The 20,875-nt window shown below is 61.4% G+C and carries 18 protein-coding genes; 15 read left to right on the forward strand and 3 right to left on the reverse strand.

Annotated elements, in window-relative coordinates:
* Window position 1: 1 nt before the first annotated feature.
* The 7 genes from ACZ9DP_RS32245 (at window position 2) to ACZ9DP_RS32275 (ending at window position 7,953) form a co-directional block, all read left to right on the forward strand.
* Window positions 2–1,972 (forward strand): hydantoinase B/oxoprolinase family protein, encoded by a 1,971-nt coding sequence (locus tag ACZ9DP_RS32245; protein ID WP_476204713.1) that lies wholly within the window; start codon window positions 2–4, stop codon window positions 1,970–1,972.
* A gap of 27 nt (window positions 1,973–1,999) precedes the next feature.
* A complete protein-coding gene (locus ACZ9DP_RS32250; protein ID WP_022718226.1) occupies window positions 2,000–2,938 on the forward strand; it encodes a LysR family transcriptional regulator in 939 nt (312 codons plus the stop codon).
* Window positions 2,939–3,025: 87 nt separating this feature from the next.
* Window positions 3,026–4,489 carry an aldehyde dehydrogenase family protein gene (locus ACZ9DP_RS32255; protein ID WP_476204714.1) on the forward strand — a complete coding sequence of 488 codons (1,464 nt, stop codon included), beginning with the start codon at window positions 3,026–3,028 and terminating at the stop codon, window positions 4,487–4,489.
* Between the two features lie 9 nt (window positions 4,490–4,498).
* Entirely contained in the window at window positions 4,499–5,542 is a 1,044-nt protein-coding gene (locus ACZ9DP_RS32260; protein ID WP_239595584.1) for a tartrate dehydrogenase, read from the forward strand.
* A gap of 77 nt (window positions 5,543–5,619) precedes the next feature.
* Window positions 5,620–7,077 carry an NAD-dependent succinate-semialdehyde dehydrogenase gene (locus ACZ9DP_RS32265; protein ID WP_476204715.1) on the forward strand — a complete coding sequence of 486 codons (1,458 nt, stop codon included), beginning with the start codon at window positions 5,620–5,622 and terminating at the stop codon, window positions 7,075–7,077.
* Between the two features lie 151 nt (window positions 7,078–7,228).
* A complete protein-coding gene (locus ACZ9DP_RS32270) occupies window positions 7,229–7,567 on the forward strand; it encodes a transposase (protein ID WP_476204717.1) in 339 nt (112 codons plus the stop codon).
* The gene (locus ACZ9DP_RS32275; protein WP_476204718.1) at window positions 7,564–7,953 is read left to right on the forward strand and encodes a VOC family protein; all 390 of its coding nucleotides are present in this window, start codon (window positions 7,564–7,566) and stop codon (window positions 7,951–7,953) included. Before ACZ9DP_RS32270 ends, ACZ9DP_RS32275 begins: the two co-directional genes overlap by 4 nt.
* 102 nt (window positions 7,954–8,055) lie before the next feature.
* Here the strand turns inward: ACZ9DP_RS32275 and ACZ9DP_RS32280 are convergent, their stop codons facing one another.
* On the reverse strand, window positions 8,056–9,330 hold the full coding sequence (locus ACZ9DP_RS32280; RefSeq protein WP_476204719.1) for an NAD(P)/FAD-dependent oxidoreductase: 1,275 nt from the start codon (window positions 9,328–9,330) through the stop codon (window positions 8,056–8,058).
* Window positions 9,331–9,343: 13 nt separating this feature from the next.
* Window positions 9,344–10,012, reverse strand: a complete 669-nt coding sequence (locus ACZ9DP_RS32285; protein WP_476204720.1) for a haloacid dehalogenase type II — start codon at window positions 10,010–10,012, stop codon at window positions 9,344–9,346.
* A gap of 313 nt (window positions 10,013–10,325) precedes the next feature.
* Between ACZ9DP_RS32285 and ACZ9DP_RS32290 the strand changes: the two genes are divergently transcribed.
* The 7 genes from ACZ9DP_RS32290 (at window position 10,326) to ACZ9DP_RS32320 (ending at window position 18,755) form a co-directional block, all read left to right on the forward strand.
* Complete coding sequence (locus ACZ9DP_RS32290) at window positions 10,326–11,162, forward strand: GNAT family N-acetyltransferase (protein ID WP_476204722.1); 837 nt, start codon at window positions 10,326–10,328, stop codon at window positions 11,160–11,162.
* A 13-nt stretch (window positions 11,163–11,175) separates the two neighbouring features.
* On the forward strand, window positions 11,176–12,555 hold the full coding sequence (locus tag ACZ9DP_RS32295; protein WP_476204723.1) for an aminotransferase class III-fold pyridoxal phosphate-dependent enzyme: 1,380 nt from the start codon (window positions 11,176–11,178) through the stop codon (window positions 12,553–12,555).
* A gap of 238 nt (window positions 12,556–12,793) precedes the next feature.
* Complete coding sequence (locus ACZ9DP_RS32300) at window positions 12,794–13,510, forward strand: HAD-IA family hydrolase (RefSeq protein WP_239599620.1); 717 nt, start codon at window positions 12,794–12,796, stop codon at window positions 13,508–13,510.
* Window positions 13,511–13,583: 73 nt separating this feature from the next.
* Window positions 13,584–15,194, forward strand: a complete 1,611-nt coding sequence (locus tag ACZ9DP_RS32305; RefSeq protein WP_239595597.1) for an ABC transporter substrate-binding protein — start codon at window positions 13,584–13,586, stop codon at window positions 15,192–15,194.
* A gap of 92 nt (window positions 15,195–15,286) precedes the next feature.
* Window positions 15,287–16,237, forward strand: coding sequence for an ABC transporter permease (locus tag ACZ9DP_RS32310; RefSeq protein WP_476204724.1), 951 nt, complete (start codon window positions 15,287–15,289; stop codon window positions 16,235–16,237).
* Window positions 16,234–17,100 (forward strand): ABC transporter permease, encoded by an 867-nt coding sequence (locus tag ACZ9DP_RS32315; RefSeq protein ID WP_476204725.1) that lies wholly within the window; start codon window positions 16,234–16,236, stop codon window positions 17,098–17,100. The genes ACZ9DP_RS32310 and ACZ9DP_RS32315 overlap by 4 nt, the downstream gene beginning before the upstream one ends.
* On the forward strand, window positions 17,100–18,755 hold the full coding sequence (locus tag ACZ9DP_RS32320; protein WP_476204726.1) for an ABC transporter ATP-binding protein: 1,656 nt from the start codon (window positions 17,100–17,102) through the stop codon (window positions 18,753–18,755). The genes ACZ9DP_RS32315 and ACZ9DP_RS32320 overlap by 1 nt, the downstream gene beginning before the upstream one ends.
* 48 nt (window positions 18,756–18,803) lie before the next feature.
* Here the strand turns inward: ACZ9DP_RS32320 and ACZ9DP_RS32325 are convergent, their stop codons facing one another.
* Window positions 18,804–19,280: an Lrp/AsnC family transcriptional regulator gene (locus tag ACZ9DP_RS32325; RefSeq protein WP_239595603.1), complete on the reverse strand. Its 477-nt coding sequence runs from the start codon at window positions 19,278–19,280 to the stop codon at window positions 18,804–18,806.
* 234 nt (window positions 19,281–19,514) lie between these two features.
* On the opposite strand from ACZ9DP_RS32325, the gene ACZ9DP_RS32330 reads away from it, so the two are divergent.
* On the forward strand, window positions 19,515–20,840 hold the full coding sequence (locus ACZ9DP_RS32330; protein WP_476204727.1) for an NAD(P)/FAD-dependent oxidoreductase: 1,326 nt from the start codon (window positions 19,515–19,517) through the stop codon (window positions 20,838–20,840).
* The last annotated feature ends 35 nt before the right edge of the window (window positions 20,841–20,875 follow it).

Here is a 20,875-nt window from a genome sequence, read left to right on the forward strand (position 1 = left end):
CATGGCCATCGACCGCCGCAATCTGAAGGTGCTCGCAAACTTCTGCTCGGCCGCCGCCGACGCGATGGCCTTCACGCTCATGCGCACCGCCCACTCCGCCTTCGTCAAGGAGACGGAAGATTTCTCCTGCCAGATCGTCACGCGCGAGGGGCTCGCCTTCGCCAATCCGCGCCAGTTCGGTGCGCCCTGGTACAGCGGCATCGACTATGGCCCGCTGCTCGAGGCCTTCAAGGACTATGAGGAGGGTGACATCTGCATCACCAACGATCCCTATTCAGGCTTCGTTGCCACCCATTCGCCCGACATTCACATCTGGAAACCGGTTTTCTTCGAGGGAGAGATCGCCTGCTTCGTCGTCGGCCACATCCATAACACCGATGTTGGCGGCGCCGTTCCGGCCTCGCTCTCGCGGTCCTTGAGCGAGGTCGAGCAGGAGGGGCTGCGCATCCCGCCAACGAAACTTGTCTCGAAGGGCGAAATGAACCGCTTCGTCCTCGACGTGATCCGCGCCAATGTCCGCCTGCCCGAACAAAATCTCGGCGATCTCCATGCGCAGATCGCTTCTGTCAATGTCGGCGAGCGCAAGATCCGGGAGGTCATACGCCGCTTCGGTTGCCGTACCTTCCTCGAGGGTGTCGCGCAGATCCTCGACTATGCCGAGGCGCAAACGCGCAGTATCCTCGCGCGCGTGCCAGACGGCGATTATTTCTTCGCCGATTATGCTGACGAGGATTCCGTCGGCGGCAAGCCCTGCAGGATCGCGCTCACCCTCAAGATCCGCGGCGATGAGGTCGTGCTCGACTATACCGGCTCCGACCCACAACTCGGCTCCTCGCTCAACATGCCGACCGGCGGACGCGACCGCCATCCGCTGGTCATGGTCGGGTTGACCTATGTGCTTTACACGCTGGACACCAGCCTGCTCCTCAACGCCGGCACACTGAGGCCTGCACGTGCGATCCTGCCCGAGGGCTCGGTCGTCAACTGCAGCCGGCCAGCAGCCGTCGGCATGCGCTCGCTCACATGCGCCATGACCCAGATTGTCACCGTCGGCGCCTTCGTCCAGGCGCTGCCCAACCTGATGCCCGCCGCCTCGCCGGGCGGCAACGCCATCATGAACATCAAGACGACAAGTCGGGCCGGGCGCTCGATCATGGCCTCGATCGGGCCGGTCGGCGGAGGCGGCGGAGGCACGCCTGTCGGTGACGGCAGCGATGGTGCAGGTGGCGCCACGGGGTTTCTACGCAATACGCCGATCGAGATCAGCGAGGCAGAGGTGCCGATCCGCTTCCTGCGCTACGGCCTGGAGCGCGATACGGGCGCGCCCGGGCGACATCGCGGCGGTCTGTCGGCCATCATGGAGTTTGAGATCTCGGCGCCGGAAACCATCGTCACCGCCCGCAACCGCAATCGCTCGATCATGCCGGCCTGGGGCGTGAACGGGGCACATGCCGGCAGCGTTTCCCGGTTCCTTCGCAATCCGGGCCGGTCCGACGAGGTCTCGCTCGGCAATACTGATGTCGTCCATTGCGGTCCCGGCGACGTGATCCGCGTCGTCGGTCCCGGCGCCGGTGGCTATGGCGATCCCCTGTCGCGGCCGGCGGGTGCGGTTCTGCAAGACGTGCGCCGCGGCGCCGTCAGCGTTGCAAGCGCCGAGCAGGATTACGGGCTCGTCATTCGCGCCGGCAGCATCGACGAGGAAGCGACCGCGGAAATCCGTTCAGGCCGCAGGCCCGCAGTGCCGAAGGTTATCACCCATGGCCTCGAACGGCGCGCCTTCGAAGCGATCTGGAACCGCGAGCGCTACGACCTCCTGACCGCCTTCCTCGCCTCTCAGCCAGTCGGCTGGCGCTATTTCCTGAAGCATCGGATCTTCGAGGCGGTCGAGAAGGTCGCGGGCGATCGCCCCCCTGTTGCGGACGAAATGCGGATGCTGTTTGAAACAATGCGAATCCGCTACGCTCTTACCTGAGGAAGAAACCGCCGGAGGCGCCGTGCCATGAACATCCGCCAGCTCGAAGTCTTCCGGGCGATCATGCGCGACGGCACCATCACTGCGGCCGCCAATTCGCTCGGCATTTCGCAGCCGGCAGTCAGCAAGCTGCTCGCCTATCTCGAAGATCAGCTTGGGTATCCCCTTTTCGAAAGGATCGGCGGCCGGCTCGCGCCGACGACCGAGGCGCATATCCTTTATGGCGATGCCGACCACGTCTTTCGGCAACTGGAGGCGCTTTCATCCCTTGCGCGCGATGTCGGCGCCAGCAAGATCGGGCTCATCCGCATCGGTGCGAGCCTGCCGCTCGCCTATTCGGTCCTGCCGGTGACACTCGCCGCTTTCGGCAACCACCATCCCGAGGTGAAAATCCATCTTCATACGCTGCCGAAGCGCGAGATCGCCGAGGCGTTATCGCTCGGTGACGTTGACGTCGGCGTCACTCTGTCACCGATCCTGGCCCCGACCATGCGGGTGGAGAAGCTGTTTTCTGCAAAGGTTGTGGCGGTCCTGCCCGCGACCGATCCACTTGCTGCCGAAGCGACGCTTACGCCGTCCATGCTCGCCGGCCGCCGGCTCATCTCTTATGGCTCGCATGCGGAATTCGGCGCGGCTCTCGATGAAGCGTTCGCATCGGAAGGCCAGAGGCGCGACGTCTCGATCCAGATCGCGTCCTCGGTCGGCGCCCTGCCGCTGGTCCGTCAGGGACTTGGCATCGCGCTTGTCGATGAACTTGCGCTATGGAGCCCAATCGAGGGGATTGTCTCCCGCCCTTTTCGTCCGACGGTCCCGACGCCCGTGTCGCTCACGATCAACCAGGCCCGGCCGCAGTCACGGTTCGTAGCATCGTTTTCCGATTGCCTCAGGCAAGCTTTTGCCGGCGCTTCGCAATCTAGCATCGGCGCCACCGCCGAAGATTCGACTGCGGCGTCACGCAAAACGTAATTTTCCGCCGTCCCGGCATCGCCAGTCGATGCATGCTGCTTCTGTTATCGCCCTATCCTCGCCTTTAAGCCACGCAGAGGACGCGCAATGACACTAAGCTTTGATCCGGACAAACTTCCCTTGCCGGTCGGACACTTCATCGGCGACCGGCTGCTAGCGGCCGAAGGCGTCATCGACATGCATCGCCCATCCGATGCCAAGGCCTATGGCGGCTGCCCGGTCGCTGACGAGAACCTGGTTGATCGCGCTGTCCAAACCGCCAAACAGACCTTGAAGGTGAGCAACTGGGGCGGCGTACGCCCGCGCGAGCGGACTGTCGCGCTGCAGCGTTGGGCGGACCTCATCGAGAGCGAGGCCGAAACGCTTGCGAAACTCGAAGCGCTTTCCTCAACCCGCCCCGTCGGCCAGCTTGTCTCCGGCGACATTGCCGTCACCGCAGAGCAGATCCGTTTCTTCGCCGAATTCGCCGATAAGGAGGGAAGCGATCTCGTGCCGACGGACGATAGCAATCTCGGCATGATCATGGCGGAACCTTACGGCGTCGTCGGTGCCATCACGCCCTGGAATTTTCCTGTTTCCATGGCTGGCTGGAAGCTTGGTCCGGCACTTGCGGCCGGCAATGCGGTGGTTCTAAAGCCGTCCGAAATGACGCCGTTTTCGACCATTTATCTCGCCCAACTGGCAATCCGGGCCGGCCTGCCGGCAGGTCTCATCAACATCGTCCTTGGCGACGGCCAGGTCACGGGCAATGCCATTACCGGCCACCCGGAGATCGCCAAGATTAGCTTCACCGGCTCGACCGCAGCCGGTTCTGCCATCATGGCCAATATCGCCCGCACGGGCGTCAAGCCGATGACACTGGAACTCGGTGGAAAGAGCCCGCAACTGGTGTTCGCAGATGCCGATCTCGACAAGGCCGCCTTGGTAATTTCCCAAGGCATACTTTCCAATGCCGGCCAGGCCTGTGTCGCCGGCTCCCGGCTGATCGTCGAGGAACCCATTGCTGCACCTCTCGCCGAAGCGATCGTCGCGCGTATGAAGATGGTGAAGGCGGCGCCGACCTGGGACGAGACGAGCCAATATTCGCCGATCATATCCAAGCGCCAGTTGGACCGCATCCACAGCATTGTCGAGTCAGCTGTTTCGGCGGGGGGCGAATGCTTGTTGGGCGGCGCACCGATGGATGCGCCGGGCTATTTTTACCAGCCGACATTGATCGCCGTTCGCGACGCGTTCTCACCAGCAGTCAGCGAAGAAATCTTCGGACCCGTCCTCACCCTACAGACCTTTGCCGACGAGGAGGAGGCGTTGACGCTGGCCGATCACCCAACCTATGGACTTGCGGCCGGACTCTTCACTCGCGATCTTTCCCGAGCGATCCGGCTCACCCGCCGCCTGCAGGCGGGCACTGTCTGGGTTAACCGTTTCAGTCGCTCACGCGACCACATACTGCCGACCGGCGGCTACAAGCAGTCCGGCATCGGCAAAGATCTCGGCCGCGAAGCCTATCTTGCCAACCGCAAGAGCAAAAGCGTGCTCATCAGCCTGTAAGGACCTGCGATGAAAACCTACAAGATCGCCCTTCTGCCCGGAGACGGAATCGGCCGCGACGTGACGGAAGCAGCCTGGGCCGTGCTCGAAAAGACGGCGCGCCCGAACGGATTTTCTCTTGATGCAACCAGCTATCCCTGGTCCTGCGACTTCTATCTGGAGAACGGCAGCATGATGCCCGCCGACGGCATCGAAACGCTCAGATCCTTCGATGCCATCCTGCTCGGTGCGGTCGGCTGGCCGGCGAAAGTGCCGGATTCGGTCTCGCTACACGGGCTTCTCCTGCCCATCCGCAAGGCCTTCGTCCAATATGCCAACATCCGCCCGCACCGGCTGCTGCCGGGCGTTCAAGGTCCGCTGAAGGCGGACGCCTTCGACATTCTCTGCATCCGCGAAAACACCGAGGGTGAGTATTCCGGCGCCGGTGGCCGCGTCCATCAGGGCGCTGACAATGAAGTGGCGGTCGAGACCTCGATCTTCACCCGCAAGGGCGTAGAGCGCATCCTTCGCTTCGGCTTCGAACAGGCGCGCGCACGTCGCGGCAAGCTCGCTTCTGTCACCAAGTCCAATGCGCAGAAATATTCAATGGTGTTCTGGGACGAGATCACCCAGAGGCTTTCCGCCGAATATCCCGATGTCGAGGTGACCAGCTATCATATCGACGCCATGGCCGCCCGCATGGTCATGGCGCCGGAAAGCCTCGACGTCGTAGTCGCCTCCAACCTGTTCGGCGATATCCTCACCGACCTTGGCGCCGCCATCCAGGGCGGACTCGGCTTTGCAGCCTCCGCCAATATCAATCCGGACCGCTCGGCGCCCTCCATGTTCGAACCCGTCCATGGCTCGGCGCCAGACATTGCCCATCTCGGCATCGCCAATCCGATCGCCGCCATCTGGTCAGGCGCGATGATGCTGGAGCATCTCGGAGAAACGGCTGCCGCCGGAAAGGTGATGGCCGCAATCGGGACGACGACGGCACGCGGCATCGGCGCAGTTCCTGGCAAGGACAAGACGGACGCGATCACGGCATCGGTGCTTTCGGCACTCGACTAGAGCAAAGCCAGCAAAAGTACGCAGCGGCCTTGCGATCGGAATTGTAGAAACGGAATGCTCTGATGAAAGAGGATGGAATGAACGGATTGAGAGATAGCAGCCTGCTTCGCCAAAAAGGGCTGATCGACGGTGAATGGCGCGGGGCGGCAGCCGGGTGCACGATCGAGGTGATCGACCCGGCGACGCAGCATGTGCTGGGCACGGTGCCCGACATGGACGGAGCCGATACGAGGGCGGCAATCACCGCGGCGGAAAAGGCCTTTGGTCCGTGGCGCGCAAAGACCAATGCCGAGCGTGCCGCGTTGCTGGAGGCCTGGCACGATCTGATGCTCGAAAATATCGAGGATCTGGCGCTGATCCTCACCCGGGAGCAGGGCAAGCCGCTCGCGGAGGCGCGCGGCGAAATCCGCTACGGCGCCTCGTTCATCAAATGGTTCTCCGAGGAGGCGCGCCGCATCGGCGGAACGACCATTCCCTCCCCGACGGCCGACCGACGGATCGTCGTTCTGAAGGAGCCTGTCGGCGTGTCGGCGATCATCACGCCGTGGAATTTTCCCAATGCGATGATCACCCGCAAGGTGGGGCCGGCGCTCGCCGCAGGCTGCACGGTCGTCGTCAAGCCATCGGACCTGACCCCCTATTCGGCACTGGCCCTCGGCGTCCTGGCTGAGCGCGCCGGCATCCCCAAGGGCGTGATCAATATCGTCACAGGCATGCCGGCCGCCATCGGCGACGAACTGATGGCGAACCAGATCGTCCGCAAGATCTCTTTCACCGGCTCGACCCGCGTCGGCTCGCTGCTGATGCGCGGCGCAGCCGACAGCGTCAAGCGGCTCAGCCTCGAACTCGGCGGCAATGCGCCCTTCATCATCTTTGACGATGCCGATCTCGATCTTGCCGTGGAAGGCGCAATCGCATCGAAATTCCGCAATGGCGGGCAGACCTGCGTCTGCGCCAACCGCCTTCTCGTCCAGTCGGGTGTCTACGAGGCCTTTGCCGCCAAACTTTGCGCGCGCGTATCGGCCATGAAGGTTGGGGCCGGCACGGATGCCGGCACGGATATCGGGCCGATGATCAACAAGGCGGCGATCGAGAAGATCAATCGTCACGTGGACGATGCGGTAAAAAAGGGAGCAAAGATCCTCACCACCGCGGGCTCCATGCCGGCAGGCGATCAATATGCCGCACCTATGGTGCTTGGCGGTGCGACGACAGACATGCAGCTTGCCAGCGAAGAGACCTTCGGACCTGTTGCCCCGCTTTTCCGTTTCGACAGCGAGGAAGAGGCAATCGTCATTGCCAACGCCACGCCTTTCGGCCTTGCGGCCTATTTCTACACAGAGAGCCTGAAACGCTCCTGGCGTGTCGGCGAAGCACTCGAATTCGGCATGATCGGCCTGAATACAGGGGCCATTTCGACCGAGGTCGCTCCCTTCGGCGGCGTCAAACAGTCCGGCCTTGGCCGGGAGGGCGCGCAATGCGGCATCGAGGAATATCTCGAAATGAAAAGCTTTCACATCGGCGGGCTCGCCTGACCAACCGGTGAGAGCGAATGGAGACGGGCGCCGGTGAACTCAGCCTGGCGCCCTGTCTCATCGGCGCAATTTGTGTAGCTGTGGATTCAGCCGATCGGTTGCTCCGGAACGGGCTGGAGCGTAGTGTTGCGGTCGCTTTTGGAGCGGCAAAATGAACGATCTGGAGGTCGAGAGGCTGAAGGCGAGCGTGGCGGAGCAACTTGATCCGGCGCAATACCTCGACCTTTCCGAACTGCTGCGGCGCTTGGCTCGTGCTAGACTCGGTGACATTGACATCGAACGCCGGACCCAGATGGTGCTCGAGAACCGCAGGTGTTCTTATTGCGGCCATACCGATGTCGTGAAGCACGGCCGCGACGGGAACGGCCGCCAGCGCTTTCGATGCCGCAGCAGGCTCACCGAGGATGGTGAAGTCCTCGGCTGTGAGCTGTTCGACACGCTCATCCATACCTATCTGCCGAACCCACCACAGACGCCGGAAGTGCTATGAACGGACCGCTGTTCCACAAGATCGATTGCGTGATGCTCAAGGTGGCGGACCTGGACGCCGCTCTGGGGTTCTACTGCGAAGCCCTTGGGCATCCGCTTCTCTGGAGATCGCCAGAGGCAGCTGGGTTGGGAATGCCAGGAACGGACACGGAGCTTGTCCTGCATACCGATCTGGGTCCCGAGGTGGACCTACTTGTGGACAGTGTCGACGCCGCGCTGGAGCGCTTCGTCGAAGCGGGCGGCACGATCATCAAGAAGCCGTTCGACATCCCGATCGGCCGTTGCGCCGTCGTTCGTGATCCGTTTGGCAATGCCCTGGTGATGCTTGACCAAACCAAAGGCACCTTCGTCACCGATGCGACCGGCCTGGTGCTGCGCGTCGAGTAAGTCCCAGCGACAGAAGGTCGGCGGACGCTACGAAAACTGCGTGGATTGCTATGAATCCGCAGCTAACTTAGATTGCACCTTCTCGTTTCTCGCTGACCTTTGCTATTGAAACCGGTCCAGCGTCTTGTAGTACAGGCCGACCAACGGCAGGAACCAGGGTTTGCCGAAGTGGCCAGGTACGGCCGGCCAGTCGAGGCCCTTGACCGGGTTGCGATCAGCCTTGCCGAGGATGGCGTCGGCCATGATCATGCCGAGATGCGTGGACAGCTGTGCCCCGTGGCCGGAATAGCCCATGGCGAACCAGACACCATCGACGTAACCGGCACGCGGATAACGGTCCTTGGTCATATCGACGAGCCCGCCCCAGCAATAGTCGATCTCAACGCCCGAAAGTTGCGGAAAAATCTGAAGCAGGTTCGCCTGGAGGATTTCTCCGCTCTTTGCATCCGAACTCTGGTCGGATGTCGCCGAAAACCGCGCGCGGCCGCCGAAGATCAGCCGTTTATCGGGCGCCAGCCGGAAATAGTTGCCGATATTCATCGACGTCACGCAGGTCCGGTTTCCAGGCATCGTCGCTGCAATTTCGGCATCGGTCAGCGGGCGCGTGGCGATAATGAAGCTGCCGACCGAAACGATCCTGCGGCGGAAGTAGCCGAAGATCGGAGGCGAGTAAGCACCTGTCGCCACGAGAACGTGATCGGCCGTCACTGTCCCCCGAGCCGTCGTCAGGCTGTGCCGCCCGTTACCCTGCCGATGATCTGTCACCGCTGCCTTTTCGAAGGTGATCGCGCCATGGCGAGCGGCGGCATCGGCAAGCCCCACGACATAGCGTCCCATATGCATCATCGCGCTCTTTTTCGACAGCATGGCGCCATGAAAAGGCGAGCCGATTTCACCCTTGAGATCAGCCGCCGTCAGAAGTGCCGTGTCCGGATCAACCTCGGCGTGGACAGCCTCGAAATTGCGGGCAATGGCATCGAAATGCTGCGGCTTGGACGCGAGCTTCAGTTTTCCCGCGCGACGGAAGTCGCAGTCGATCCCCTCCTCGGCGACAATCGCCTCGATCGTTTCGATGGAATCGTCGAACGCCTTATAGAGAGCGACGGCCCGCTCCACGCCGAGTGCAGCCTTGGCGGACAGGAAACTGTGAGCAAGGCCGTTATTGAGGTGTCCGCCATTGCGTCCCGATGCCCCCCAGCCAATCCGTTCCGCCTCCAGCACCACGACCTTGGCGCCCGCTTTCGCAAGGTGGCGCGCCGCGGCAAGCCCGGTGAAGCCGGCGCCGATGACGGCGACGTCATAATGTCCCTCGACAGGGCCTTGCACGGCGCCTTGAAAGGTGGGCGCCGTGTCGTGCCAGTAGGATTTGAACTTCATCGCCATGTCCCCGTCAGAGCCCGACGACGCCAGGCAGGCCCGAGATATCCGGGATTTCGACATAGCCGTAATAGGGGTTGGCCGGCTCGTGGCCGCGATTGACCCAAACCTTGTTCCTGATACCGAGATCGTGCGCCGACATCAGGTCGTAGCGGAATGAGGACGAGCAGTGAAGAATGTCCTCAGGCCCGCAGCCCAGCATATCAAGCATGTATTCGAAGCCCTTGAAGCGTGGCTTGTAGGATTGCGCCTGCTCGGCGGTATAGACGGCATGAAATGGTGCGCCGAGCTTTTCGACATTCGACATGATCTGTGAATTCATCGCGTTGGAAAGGATGACCAGCGGAATTTCCTTGGCAACCCTGGCAAGACCTTCCGGTACATCCGGATGCGGCCCCCAGGTCGGCACGCGCTCGTAGACCATCCGCGCGGCTGCCTCGTGGAATTTTATGCCGTTGCGCTTGCAGGTCCGCTCAAGCGAATTGTGAACCACCTCGTTGTACGGTTTCCAATCGCCGAGGATCTCGTCGAGACGGTAGGCGGCAAAGTTCTTGATGAACTCAGCCATGTGCGGCTCGTCGAGCTCTTCGCCGTAAAGATCGCGCGCCGCTTCCGCCATCTGGAAGTTGGTCAGCGTGCCGTAGCAGTCGAAGGTGATGTATTTCGGGCGGAAGTGAGTCATGACCTGATCCTAAACTGTTGCGGTTTCATCTGCAGCCATCATAGGCCCAGCTTGATCCTGCAGCTCGACTGAAATCCGAACGATCAAAGCAGATTCTTTCGTATCCAAAGCCGGCTTTGGCAGAAGGTTGTGCGCCTTGGGTGCGGTTTGCGCTCTCTTCTGGGACAACGCATCTCTCGCGCGTGTCCCAGCCAGCATAAGATGCGGCGGCATGCGGCTGCAAAGCCATAAGATACCGTCCGGGCCGTGTCCTTCAGACGATCTTCCGGCCGACACTGCCTCACACTTGCGAGCAGAAACGAAGGACATTCCAATGCAAGCAAGTCAGATCGACCTTGTGACGTTCGGCCCCGAACACCTTGGGGCTGCCGTCAACCTCTCTCGGCAGGCAGGCTGGCCGCACCGGCCGGAAGACTGGCAGATGGCACTGGCGCTCAGCGAAGGGCTCGTAGCGGTCGAGAACGGACAGGTCGTCGGCACCGTGCTCATGACGCCATATCGGGCGGAGTGTGCGACAATCAACATGGTTATCGTCAACGAGGCGATGCGCGGCCGCGGTCTTGGCCGCAGGCTCATGGACGCTGCATTCCAGATCGCGGCAGACAGGCCGCTGAGGCTCGTGGCGACGGCCGAAGGCCTGCCTCTCTACAAAAAACTTGGCTTTTGTGAGATCGGCATCGTCATGCAGCACCAAGGCATTGTCGGAGAGATCGCCGTGCCAACGGAAACCCAGGACGCGGCCGCCACCGACCTTCCTGCAATCGCCGAACTGGACCGTGTCGCTTTCGGCGCCGATCGTGAGCGGCTCATCAGCTATGTCGCCGGGGTTGGCGAGTTCGCCGTCATCCGTCGAGACGGCCGCGTCTGCGGTTACGCAGCACTTCGCACCTTCGGCCGCGGAGAAGTGATTGGCCCCGTCGTCGCCGCCAGTCTCACCGATGCCAAAGCACTCGTCAGACATTTCATTGCGAAGCGACCGGGACGCTTCCTCAGGGTCGACACTACGGATGACAGCAACCTTTCGCCCTGGCTCGTGGAACTAGGCCTCGCCCACGTCGGCGGCGGCATCGCCATGGCCAAGCCGCAGATCCACCACCTCGCAGATCGTGCTGCCGCCACTTTTGCCCTCGCCAACCAAGCCCTAGGCTGACCTGGAGACCGCCATGTTTAGCAATTCCCTGATCGAACTCGACCGCGCGCACCTCGTTCATCCGGTCGCCTCCTATCGCAGCCACGAAAATCTGGGCGTGCGGGTTCTCGCATCCGCCTCCGGCGCAACCATCACCGATGCGAGCGGCAAGCAATTGATCGACGGCTTTGCCGGCCTGTGGTGCGTCAATGCGGGCTATGGCCATGACAGCATCGTCGAGGCCGCGGCAAGGCAGATGCGGGAGCTTCCTTACGCGACCGCCTATTTCGGCCTCGGCTCCGAGCCGGCAATCCGGCTCGCCGCCGAACTCGCCGAGCGCGCGCCAGGCGACCTCAACCATGTCTATTTCACGCTCGGCGGTTCGGATGCCGTCGACAGCACGATCCGTTTCATCCGCTACTATTGGAATGCGCGCGGACGGCCCGGGAAAGACCAGTTCATCTCAGTCGAACAGGGCTATCACGGCTCCTCGACAGTTGGAGCCGGCCTGACGGCCCTGCCAGCCTTTCATGCCGGTTTCGGCCTGCCCTTCGACTGGCAGCACAAGATTCCCTCCCACTATGCTTATCGAAACCCCGCCGGCCCTAACCCTGAGGCCATCATCGCTGCCTCTGTTGCCGCATTGAAACAGAAGATCGAAGAGTTGGGCGGCGCCGATCGCGTTGCGGCATTCTATGCCGAACCGATCCAGGGCTCGGGCGGCGTGCTCGTGCCACCCAGAGGCTGGATGAAGGCGATGCGCGACCTCTGCCGCGATCTCGATATCCTCTTTGTCGCCGATGAAGTCATCACCGCCTTCGGCCGCACCGGCCCGCTGTTTGCCTGCTCAGAGGACGAAATCGTGCCGGACTTCCTGACGGTCGCCAAAGGCCTCACCTCCGGCTACGTGCCGATGGGTGCCCTCTTCATGTCCGAGCATGTCTACCAGACGATCGCCGACGGCGCCGGCACGTCCGCTGTCGGGCATGGCTATACCTATTCGGCCCATCCCGTCAGCGCCGCCGTCGGCCTTGAGGTTCTGCGGCTCTACGAGGGCGGCCTGCTCGAAAACGGCCGGAAGGCAGGAGCGCGCCTGATGGCCGGACTTGAGAGCCTGAAGGATCATCCCATCGTCGGCGATGTCCGCGGCCGCGGGATGCTGGCTGCCATCGAGCTCGTCGTCGACAAAGAGCGCAAGACACCCCTGCCGGCTGACGCCGAGCCGGCACGCCGCATCTTTGACCGTGCCTGGAACAACGGTCTCGTCATCCGCGCCTTCACCCATGGCGTGCTCGGCTACGCCCCCCCGCTCTGCTGCACGGAAGCGGAAATCGACGCAATCGTCGAACGCACACGGCAGACGCTCGACGAGACGCTCGCGGACACCGATGTCCGGCGTGCCCTTATGGGCTGAGAATGCCGATCGTAAAATGTCGCGGAACCGTCATCTTCGGTATTTTGTGCCGCGCAGCGGCGTAATTTCGGAGACTCTGGTTCGGGACAGCTGCCAAACTCAATTCCAGAAAAAGGCCGGATCCCAGGAGCATGTGCCTTTTTCACCAAGAGCGGGAACATCATCCCGCCAGGGAACAGAATATCCTTCTTCACGTAGCCGGCCCTCCCTTGGAAGGCCGAGAACTGGGGATTTGCAAATGCGCAAGAGCCTTCCAGACTTCAAGTATCTGACCTTCGATGTCGTCGGCACGCTGATTGATTTCGAGGGCGGTCTTACGGAGTGTCTCGCCGGCATCGCCGCTGACGCGGGCGTCGCCATCGACGGTGAAGAGGCGCTGAGCCTTTACCGAGCGGCGCGCTACTCCAGGGATGCCGACCTCTTCCCGGATGATCTCGTTCGCGTCTATCTGGCGATCGCGCCAAAGCTCGGCCTGCCGGTCGAGCGGAAATACGGCGAGCGGCTGCGCGATTCCGCAAAACGCTGGAAAGCCTTTAGCGACAGCGCCGAAGCACTGGCACAGCTCGGCAAGGACTACCGCCTGGTGGCCATGACCAATGCACGTCGTTGGGCCTTCGATTTCTTCGCCAAGGAACTGGGAAGCCCGTTTTACGCCGCCTTTACCGCCGATGACACTGGCACTGAAAAGCCCGACCCCGCCTTCTTCGAGAAGGTTTTCGACTTCGTGGCCTCTGAAGGAAGTTCAAAGCACGAAATCCTGCATGTTGCCCAAAGCCAGTACCACGATATCGGGATTTCGCGGGAGCTAGGGATCAGTAATTGTTGGATCGAGCGACGCCACGGACAGAAAGGATATGGCGGCACCATTGAGCCGGCCAAATTCACCGAGCCCGACTACCACTTCACCTCCATGGCCGGCCTCGCCAACGCAGTGGCCGCTGCGCGGGGTGAATGAGGATCTTGAACGCGAGACTGAACTCCGCACCAAGAAAAAGACCTGCCAATCAAACCACGAAAAGGGGAATGCCATGAACGACAAGATCACAAACTGGACCACATCCGACGACACGATGGTCGAAAATGCCATCCGCCGTGGCGCGACGCGTCGAGAATTGCTTCACATGATGCTGGCCGGCGGTGTGGCGATGTCGGCGGGCGGCCTCATCCTCGGTCGCGCCTCGCGGGCGGTCGCCGCCACGCCGGTTTCCGGCGGCGCGCTGAAGGCGGCGGGATGGTCGTCGTCGACCGCCGATACGCTCGACCCGGCCAAGGCATCGCTTTCGACGGACTATGTCCGTTGCTGCTCCTTTTACAATCGTCTCACCTTCCTCGACCAGGCCGGCGTCCCACAAATGGAGCTTGCGGAAGCAATCGAATCCAAGGATGCAAAAACCTGGACCGTCAAGCTCAAGAGCGGCGTTACTTTCCACGACGGCAAGCCGCTGACGGCAGAGGACGTCATCTTTTCGCTGAAGCGCCATCTCGACCCGGCGGTCGGTTCGAAGGTCGCGAAAATCGCCGCCCAAATGACGGGCTTCAAGGCAGTCGACAAACAGACCGTCGAGATCACCCTCGCCGATGCGAACGCGGACCTGCCGACCATCCTATCGATGCACCACTTCATGATCGTCGCCGACGGCACCACCGATTTCTCGAAGGCAAACGGCACCGGCGCCTTCGTCAAGGAAGCCTTCGAGCCCGGCGTGCGGTCGATCGGGGTCAAGAACAAGAACTACTGGAAGTCGGGGCCGAACGTCGACTCCTTCGAGTATTTTGCCATCAGCGACGACAATGCACGCGTCAACGCACTGCTTTCGGGTGACATTCATCTTGCCGCCTCGATCAATCCACGCTCGATGCGCTTGGTCGAGACGCAGGGGGACGCTTTCGTGCTGTCGAAGACGACTTCCGGCAACTACACCGATCTCAACATACGGCTCGACATGGAGCCTGGCAGCAAGCGGGACTTCATCGAAGGCATGAAGTCTCTCGTCAACCGCGAGCAGATCGTCAAGTCGGCGCTCCGGGGGTTGGCTGAGGTCGGCAACGACCAGCCGGTGTCGCCCGCGAACTTTTATCATAATGCAGACCTAAAGGCGCGGGCATTCGATCCCGAAAAGGCCAAGTTCCATTTCGAAAAGGCCGGCGTTCTGGGTCAGTCCATCCCGGTGATCGCCTCCGACGCAGCGACCTCCTCAATCGACATGGCGATGATCATCCAGGCGGCCGGTGCCGAAATCGGCATGAAGCTTGACGTCCAGCGCGTTCCGTCCGACGGTTATTGGGACAATTATTGGCTGAAGGCTCCCGTCCATTTCGGCAACATTAATCCGCGCCCGACACCGGACATCCTGTTCTCGCTGCTCTACGCTTCCGAAGCGCCGTGGAACGAGAGCCAGTACAAGTCCGAGAAGTTCGACAAGATGCTGATCGAGGCGCGCGGTTCGCTCGACCAGGACAGGCGAAAGGCCATCTACAACGACATGCAGGTTATGGTCGCCCAAGAAGCTGGCACGATCATTCCGGCTTATATTTCGAACGTCGATGCCACCACGGCCAAACTCAAAGGCCTGGAAGCGAACCCGCTGGGCGGCCAGATGGGCTATGCCTTTGCCGAATACGTCTGGCTTGAAGCCTGACGAAGCAACTGGCCACGGGGCTCTCCGCACTGGCGTAGCCCCGGGCATCTTTGGATGCGGAACACCATCTCGAACGCTGAAAGGGAACGCGTGTGAAAAACCCGGTCCTATCGCTTGTCCTTGGCAGATTGCTCATTGCCATGGTCACATTGCTGATCGTTTCCTTCGCAGTGTTCTTCGCGACGACACTGCTGCCGGGCGACACGGCAACCATCCTTCTCGGCCAGGCTGCCACACCCGAGGCCGTCGCCGGTCTGCGCACCGCGATGCACCTCGACGAACCGGCGCTCTTCCGTTTCCTGCGCTGGATTGTCGGCCTGTTGCATGGCGATCTCGGCACCTCCTATGCCAACGACATGCCCATTGCCGATCTTATTGCCGGACGTTTCATCAACACCATGAAGCTTGCCGGCGTGACCGCCCTGTTCTCGGTCCCGATCGCGCTGACGCTCGGAATCACCGCTGCCATGCTGCGCGGCTCGCTCTATGACCGGATTGTCACCATTTTGACGATCGGCGTAATCTCCGTCCCAGAATTCATGGTCGCGACCTCAGCCGTGCTGATCTTCGCCGTCTACCTGAAGTGGCTGCCGGCGCTCTCTTTCGCCAACGAGGTCCACAGCTTGAGCGATATGCTGAGAGTCTATGCCATGCCGGTGATCACGCTGACCTTCGTCGTCTCGGCGCAGATGATAAGGATGACGCGCGCTGCAGTCATCGAGACGCTCAACACGCCTTATGTTGAGATGGCGCTACTCAAGGGGGCCTCCCAACCGCGCATTGTCTTTCGTCACGCGCTGCCCAATGCGCTCGGGCCGATCGTTAATGCCGTTGCGCTCTCGCTTTCATATCTGCTGGGTGGCGTGATCATCGTCGAGACGATTTTCAACTATCCCGGGATTGCCAAGCTCATGGTCGACGCCGTCGCCACCCGCGACCTACCGCTGATCCAAAGCTGCGCGATGATCTTCTGTCTCGGCTACCTAATCCTGATCACGGCTGCCGACATCATCGCCATTCTTTCCAATCCGAGGCTCCGATGACAATGACGACTTCAAGCACGTCGACACCCGCCCGGAAATTTGGAATCCGGTTTGGCTATCGCTTCAACGTCGTGGGCATGATTGGCCTTGCGATCATCCTGTCCTGGGCGCTCGTTGCCATCTTCGCGCCGCTCGTAATCCCCTACCCGGTCGGTGAAATCATTGATGTCGACTATTTCGGCCCGATGAGCCGGGATCTTTGGTTCGGCTCCGACTATCTCGGCCGCGACATGCTCTCGCGAATCCTGATGGGCGCGCGCTATACCGTCGGCATCTCGCTTGCAGCCGTGACGATTGCCTGTTTCAGCGGCGTGGTTCTTGGCATGATCGCCGCCGTCACTGGAGGCTGGATTGATACGATCTTAAGCCGCTTCCTCGACGCGCTGAACTCCATACCAAGCAAGCTCTTCGGGCTTGTGGTCGTTGCTGCCGTCGGCTCCTCGATCCCGGTGCTGATTTTGACGCTGTCGGTCATCTACATTCCTGGATCCTACCGCTTCGCTCGCGCACTTGCCGTCAATATTAACGCGATGGACTTCATCACCGTCGCGCGTATCCGTGGGGAGAGCACCCTCTATCTCATTCGATCCGAAATTCTACCCAACATCGTCGGGCCTGTGCTCGCTGATCTGGGCCTTCGTTTCGTATTCATCGTGTTGCTTTTATCCGGCCTGTCATTCCTCGGCCTCGGTGTTCAGCCGCCCTATGCCGACTGGGGCGCACTTGTCCGCGAGAATATCGGCGGCCTGCCTTTCGGCGCACCGGCCGTCATGTTCCCGTCGCTTGCGATCGCCAGCCTCACGATCAGCGTCAATCTGCTGATAGACAACCTCCCACAGAAGATCCGAGATCGGAGCGAATGATGACCAATCTCGTCGAAATCTGTGACCTGAAGGTCGAAGCAACCACCGATTCCGGACGCCGCGTCGAAATCATCAAGGGCGTCAGCCTGACAATCGCTGAAGGCGAAATAGTCGCCCTGATCGGGGAAAGCGGTTCGGGAAAGACCACGATTGCATTGACGTTGATGGGTCACGCGCGCCCAGGCTGTCGTATTTCGGGTGGCACTGTTTCAGTCGCCGGCAAGAACTTGGTCGCGCTCACGGAAAAGCAGCGCGCCAGGATACGCGGCACCGAGGTCGCTTACGTACCGCAATCGGCTGCCGCCGCCTTTAACCCTGCCGCCACCATCATGGACCAGGTCATAGAGGTCACCCGCATCCATGGCCTCATGTCGCCGGACGACGCTCGCATCCATGCCGTCGAGCTCTTCCGCGCACTGTCGTTGCCCGAGCCGGAGACGATCGGCAGCCGCTATCCGCATCAGGTTTCCGGCGGGCAGTTGCAGCGCCTAGCAGCCGCCATGGCCCTGATCGGCGACCCCAAGCTCGTCATCTTCGACGAGCCGACGACGGCACTCGACGTTACCACGCAGATCGAGGTGCTGCGCGCCTTCAAGGCCGTCATGAAGAAGGGCGGGATCGCCGGGGTCTATGTCTCGCACGACCTTGCTGTCGTCGCCCAGATCGCCGACCGCATCGTCGTTCTGAAAGGCGGCGAGACGCAGGAGACCGGCACGACCGAGGAAATCCTCAGCGCTGCAAAACATCCCTATACGCGGGAGTTGCTCGCCGCATTCGAGCCGAAGGCGCGCGGGCCTGTCGATCCTTCCGAGGCTCTGCCCGTTCCGCTTCTAAGGATCGATGACCTTGTCGCCGGTTACGGCCAGCGTCAGAGCGACGGGCTGCCGCTCGTGCGCGCCGTGGAGCATGTGAGCCTCAAGGTGGAGAAGGGTCGTAACCTCGGCATCATCGGCGAATCCGGTTGCGGAAAGTCGACGCTCGCCCGCGCCATAGCCGGCATCTTGCCGGCCGCCGTCGGCAAGATCGTCTTCGATGGCAAGGAACTTGGCCGCAACGCACGCGAGCGCTCGCGCGACCAACTGCGCCAGATGCAAATCGTCTTCCAATATGCTGACACCGCGCTCAATCCCGCAAAGTCCGTCGAGGACATCCTTGACCGACCTCTCGTCTTTTACCATGGCATGGACAGAAAGGCGCGGAGCGCCCGCATCGACCAATTGCTCGATATGGTGCGCCTGCCGCGCAATCTGCGCCACCGGCGCCCGGGAGAGCTTTCCGGCGGTCAAAAGCAGCGCGTGAACTTTGCCCGCGCATTGGCCGCTGACCCGAAGTTGATCCTTTGCGACGAGATTACCTCGGCACTCGATACTGTTGTCGCCGCCGCGGTCATCGACCTCCTCAAGGAATTGCAACGCGAGCTCGGACTCTCCTACATTTTCATCAGCCACGACCTGTCCGTTGTCGAGGCGATCTGCGACGAGATCGTTGTGATGTATGGCGGCAGAAAGGTCGAGGAAATCACTCCGGCCGAGGTCAAGACTCCGCACCACCCCTATTCGCAATTGCTCTTTTCCTCGGTGCCGAAGCTCGACCCCGCCTGGCTCGACGGACTCGAGCAGGACGCGGAGTTGGTTCGGGCCTATTGCCGGCGCTGAGGCGACGGCGTTTCGAGATGGAAAGCATACGCAAAGCAAGATACAGCCTTACATCGGAAACAGGCTGGTCAGTGGCATGTGCGCCTTTACGATGGGCGACTTCAAAACGACGAAGCTGAAATATTTGTCGATGCCGACGTCCATGTCGGTGAGGCGTTCCATGATAGTTTGATACTCGCCGATTCCGGCAGTCACGAATTTCAGCAGATAATCGTACCCGCCAGATACCAGGTGGCACTCGATCACGTTATCAATTTTCTCGATCGCGGCGAGAAACCGGGCAAAGTCTACCTGCCGGTGGTTCTTCAGCGTGATCTCAGTGAATACGGTAAGCGTCTGACCCAGCTTGCTGACATTGATCTGCGCAGCGTAGCCTCCGATGTAACCCTCCGACTGGAGCTTCTTCACCCGCATTAGGCAGGGGCTCGGCGAGAGAGCAACAAGCTCGGCAAGCTCCACATTGGTGATGCGTCCGTTCTTCTGCAGTTCGTAGAGAATCTTGATGTCAATCCTGTCTAGCTTCATGGGCCACCTTTTCGGATCCTCTACCTCAGCCAGTGGCGCAGCAGATTCTGCTGCGGACACCTTTCGCTGAACCTAACACATAGAACGTGTCTGTCGATTCATTCTGCCTCATGTGTTCAAGCACAAAGGTCTGAGCACATTTGACAAGACAGAATTTTCTGCTGCCATCGCCCGAAGTCCGGCACCGCTGGGGCAAAGAAACCGCTAGACTGCGTTCGAAACGGAGACCATGCCATGCCTGCACCGCTGAGATTTGTCGCTACATCTACGGAGCTGCCCGCTGCTGCAGACGCGGTGATCATCGGCGGCGGCATCGTCGGTGTCTTTGCGGCCTATTATCTGGCCCAGCGCGGGTTGAAGGTTGCGCTCGTCGAAAAAGGTCGGATCGGCGCGGAACAATCGAGCCGCAACTGGGGCTGGTGCCGCCAGCAAAACCGCGACGCTCGCGAACTGCCCATGGCAACAAAGAGCCTCGACCTCTGGGAGAGCTTTGCCGCCGAAACGGGAGAGGACACGGGCTTTCGCCGCTGCGGGCTCTTCTATTTGAGCAACAATGACGAGGAACTGGCCGGCTGGGCGCGCTGGCGCGACTTCGCCTGCACCACCGGGGTCACAACACACATGCTCGACAGTGCCGCGGCGACGGAGCGCGGCCGCGCGACCGGCAGGACTTGGAAGGGTGGTGTCTTTTCGCCGACCGACGGCACCGCCGATCCGGCGTCCGCAGCACCGGCCGTCGCGGCCGCGCTCTTGAAGCTCGGAGGAACGGTCCACCAATCCTGTGCCGCCCGCGGTCTCGAGACCGAAGGTGGTCGAGTCTGCGGCGTTGTCACCGAACACGGCACAATTCGCACTAAAATCGCGGTCCTTGCCGGAGGTGCCTGGGCCTCCTCGTTCTGCCATCAACTTGGCATCCGCTTTCCCCAAGCCTCTGTCCGCTCTTCGATCCTTTCCGTCTCGCCTGGCGCCACTGGCCTGCCAGACGCGCTACATACGACGGCCGTTTCTGCCACCCGTCGCCGCGACGGCGGCTATACCCTTGCAATCAGCGGCGGCGGCCGCGTCGATCTGACGCCGCAACAGTTCCGCTTCGGGCCGCAGTTCCTGCCAATGTTCGTCCGGCGCTGGCGCAGCCTAGCGCCGGGTGGCTTGGAGGGAATTCGCTCTGGACATGAGACACTGGCACGCTGGCGGCTGGACGCGCCCACGCCGATGGAGCGCATGCGCATCCTCGATCCGGCCATCGATAAACGGACCATTCGCATTACCCATTCGCGCGCCCTCGGATTGTTGCCTGCTTTGAAGAACACCACGATTGCTGCCGCCTGGGCGGGCTATGTCGACAGCACCCCCGATGGGGTGCCGGGAATCGGCGAAATAGCGAGCGTTCCCGGCTTCATCTTGGCCGCCGGCTTCAGCGGTCACGGTTTCGGCATCGGGCCGGGCGCGGGTCACCTGATTGCCGATATGGTCACAGGCGGTGAGCCGATCGTCGATCCTCGGCCCTACCATCCAGACCGCTTCTTAAAATCTGCATGGGGGAAAGTGACTGATTTCTGAGCGGTGACGCCTTCACATTTTAGTCTGGGCCGCAG

This window comes from Rhizobium sp. USDA 4016, assembly GCF_056279705.1.

What these genes read in the sequence shown, in the direction of transcription:
- ACZ9DP_RS32315 (WP_476204725.1), top strand. Translation starts at nt 16,234, where the DNA reads ATGACAATGACGACTTCAAGCACGTCGACACCCGCCCGGAAATTTGGA.
- ACZ9DP_RS32290 (WP_476204722.1), top strand. Translation starts at nt 10,326, where the DNA reads ATGCAAGCAAGTCAGATCGACCTTGTGACGTTCGGCCCCGAACACCTT.
- ACZ9DP_RS32280 (WP_476204719.1), bottom strand. Translation starts at nt 9,330, where the DNA reads ATGAAGTTCAAATCCTACTGGCACGACACGGCGCCCACCTTTCAAGGC.
- ACZ9DP_RS32330 (WP_476204727.1), top strand. Translation starts at nt 19,515, where the DNA reads ATGCCTGCACCGCTGAGATTTGTCGCTACATCTACGGAGCTGCCCGCT.
- ACZ9DP_RS32285 (WP_476204720.1), bottom strand. Translation starts at nt 10,012, where the DNA reads ATGACTCACTTCCGCCCGAAATACATCACCTTCGACTGCTACGGCACG.
- ACZ9DP_RS32275 (WP_476204718.1), top strand. Translation starts at nt 7,564, where the DNA reads ATGAACGGACCGCTGTTCCACAAGATCGATTGCGTGATGCTCAAGGTG.
- ACZ9DP_RS32305 (WP_239595597.1), top strand. Translation starts at nt 13,584, where the DNA reads ATGAACGACAAGATCACAAACTGGACCACATCCGACGACACGATGGTC.
- ACZ9DP_RS32295 (WP_476204723.1), top strand. Translation starts at nt 11,176, where the DNA reads ATGTTTAGCAATTCCCTGATCGAACTCGACCGCGCGCACCTCGTTCAT.
- ACZ9DP_RS32250 (WP_022718226.1), top strand. Translation starts at nt 2,000, where the DNA reads ATGAACATCCGCCAGCTCGAAGTCTTCCGGGCGATCATGCGCGACGGC.
- ACZ9DP_RS32325 (WP_239595603.1), bottom strand. Translation starts at nt 19,280, where the DNA reads ATGAAGCTAGACAGGATTGACATCAAGATTCTCTACGAACTGCAGAAG.
- ACZ9DP_RS32265 (WP_476204715.1), top strand. Translation starts at nt 5,620, where the DNA reads ATGAACGGATTGAGAGATAGCAGCCTGCTTCGCCAAAAAGGGCTGATC.
- ACZ9DP_RS32270 (WP_476204717.1), top strand. Translation starts at nt 7,229, where the DNA reads ATGAACGATCTGGAGGTCGAGAGGCTGAAGGCGAGCGTGGCGGAGCAA.
- ACZ9DP_RS32320 (WP_476204726.1), top strand. Translation starts at nt 17,100, where the DNA reads ATGACCAATCTCGTCGAAATCTGTGACCTGAAGGTCGAAGCAACCACC.
- ACZ9DP_RS32260 (WP_239595584.1), top strand. Translation starts at nt 4,499, where the DNA reads ATGAAAACCTACAAGATCGCCCTTCTGCCCGGAGACGGAATCGGCCGC.
- ACZ9DP_RS32245 (WP_476204713.1), top strand. Translation starts at nt 2, where the DNA reads ATGGCCATCGACCGCCGCAATCTGAAGGTGCTCGCAAACTTCTGCTCG.
- ACZ9DP_RS32300 (WP_239599620.1), top strand. Translation starts at nt 12,794, where the DNA reads ATGCGCAAGAGCCTTCCAGACTTCAAGTATCTGACCTTCGATGTCGTC.
- ACZ9DP_RS32255 (WP_476204714.1), top strand. Translation starts at nt 3,026, where the DNA reads ATGACACTAAGCTTTGATCCGGACAAACTTCCCTTGCCGGTCGGACAC.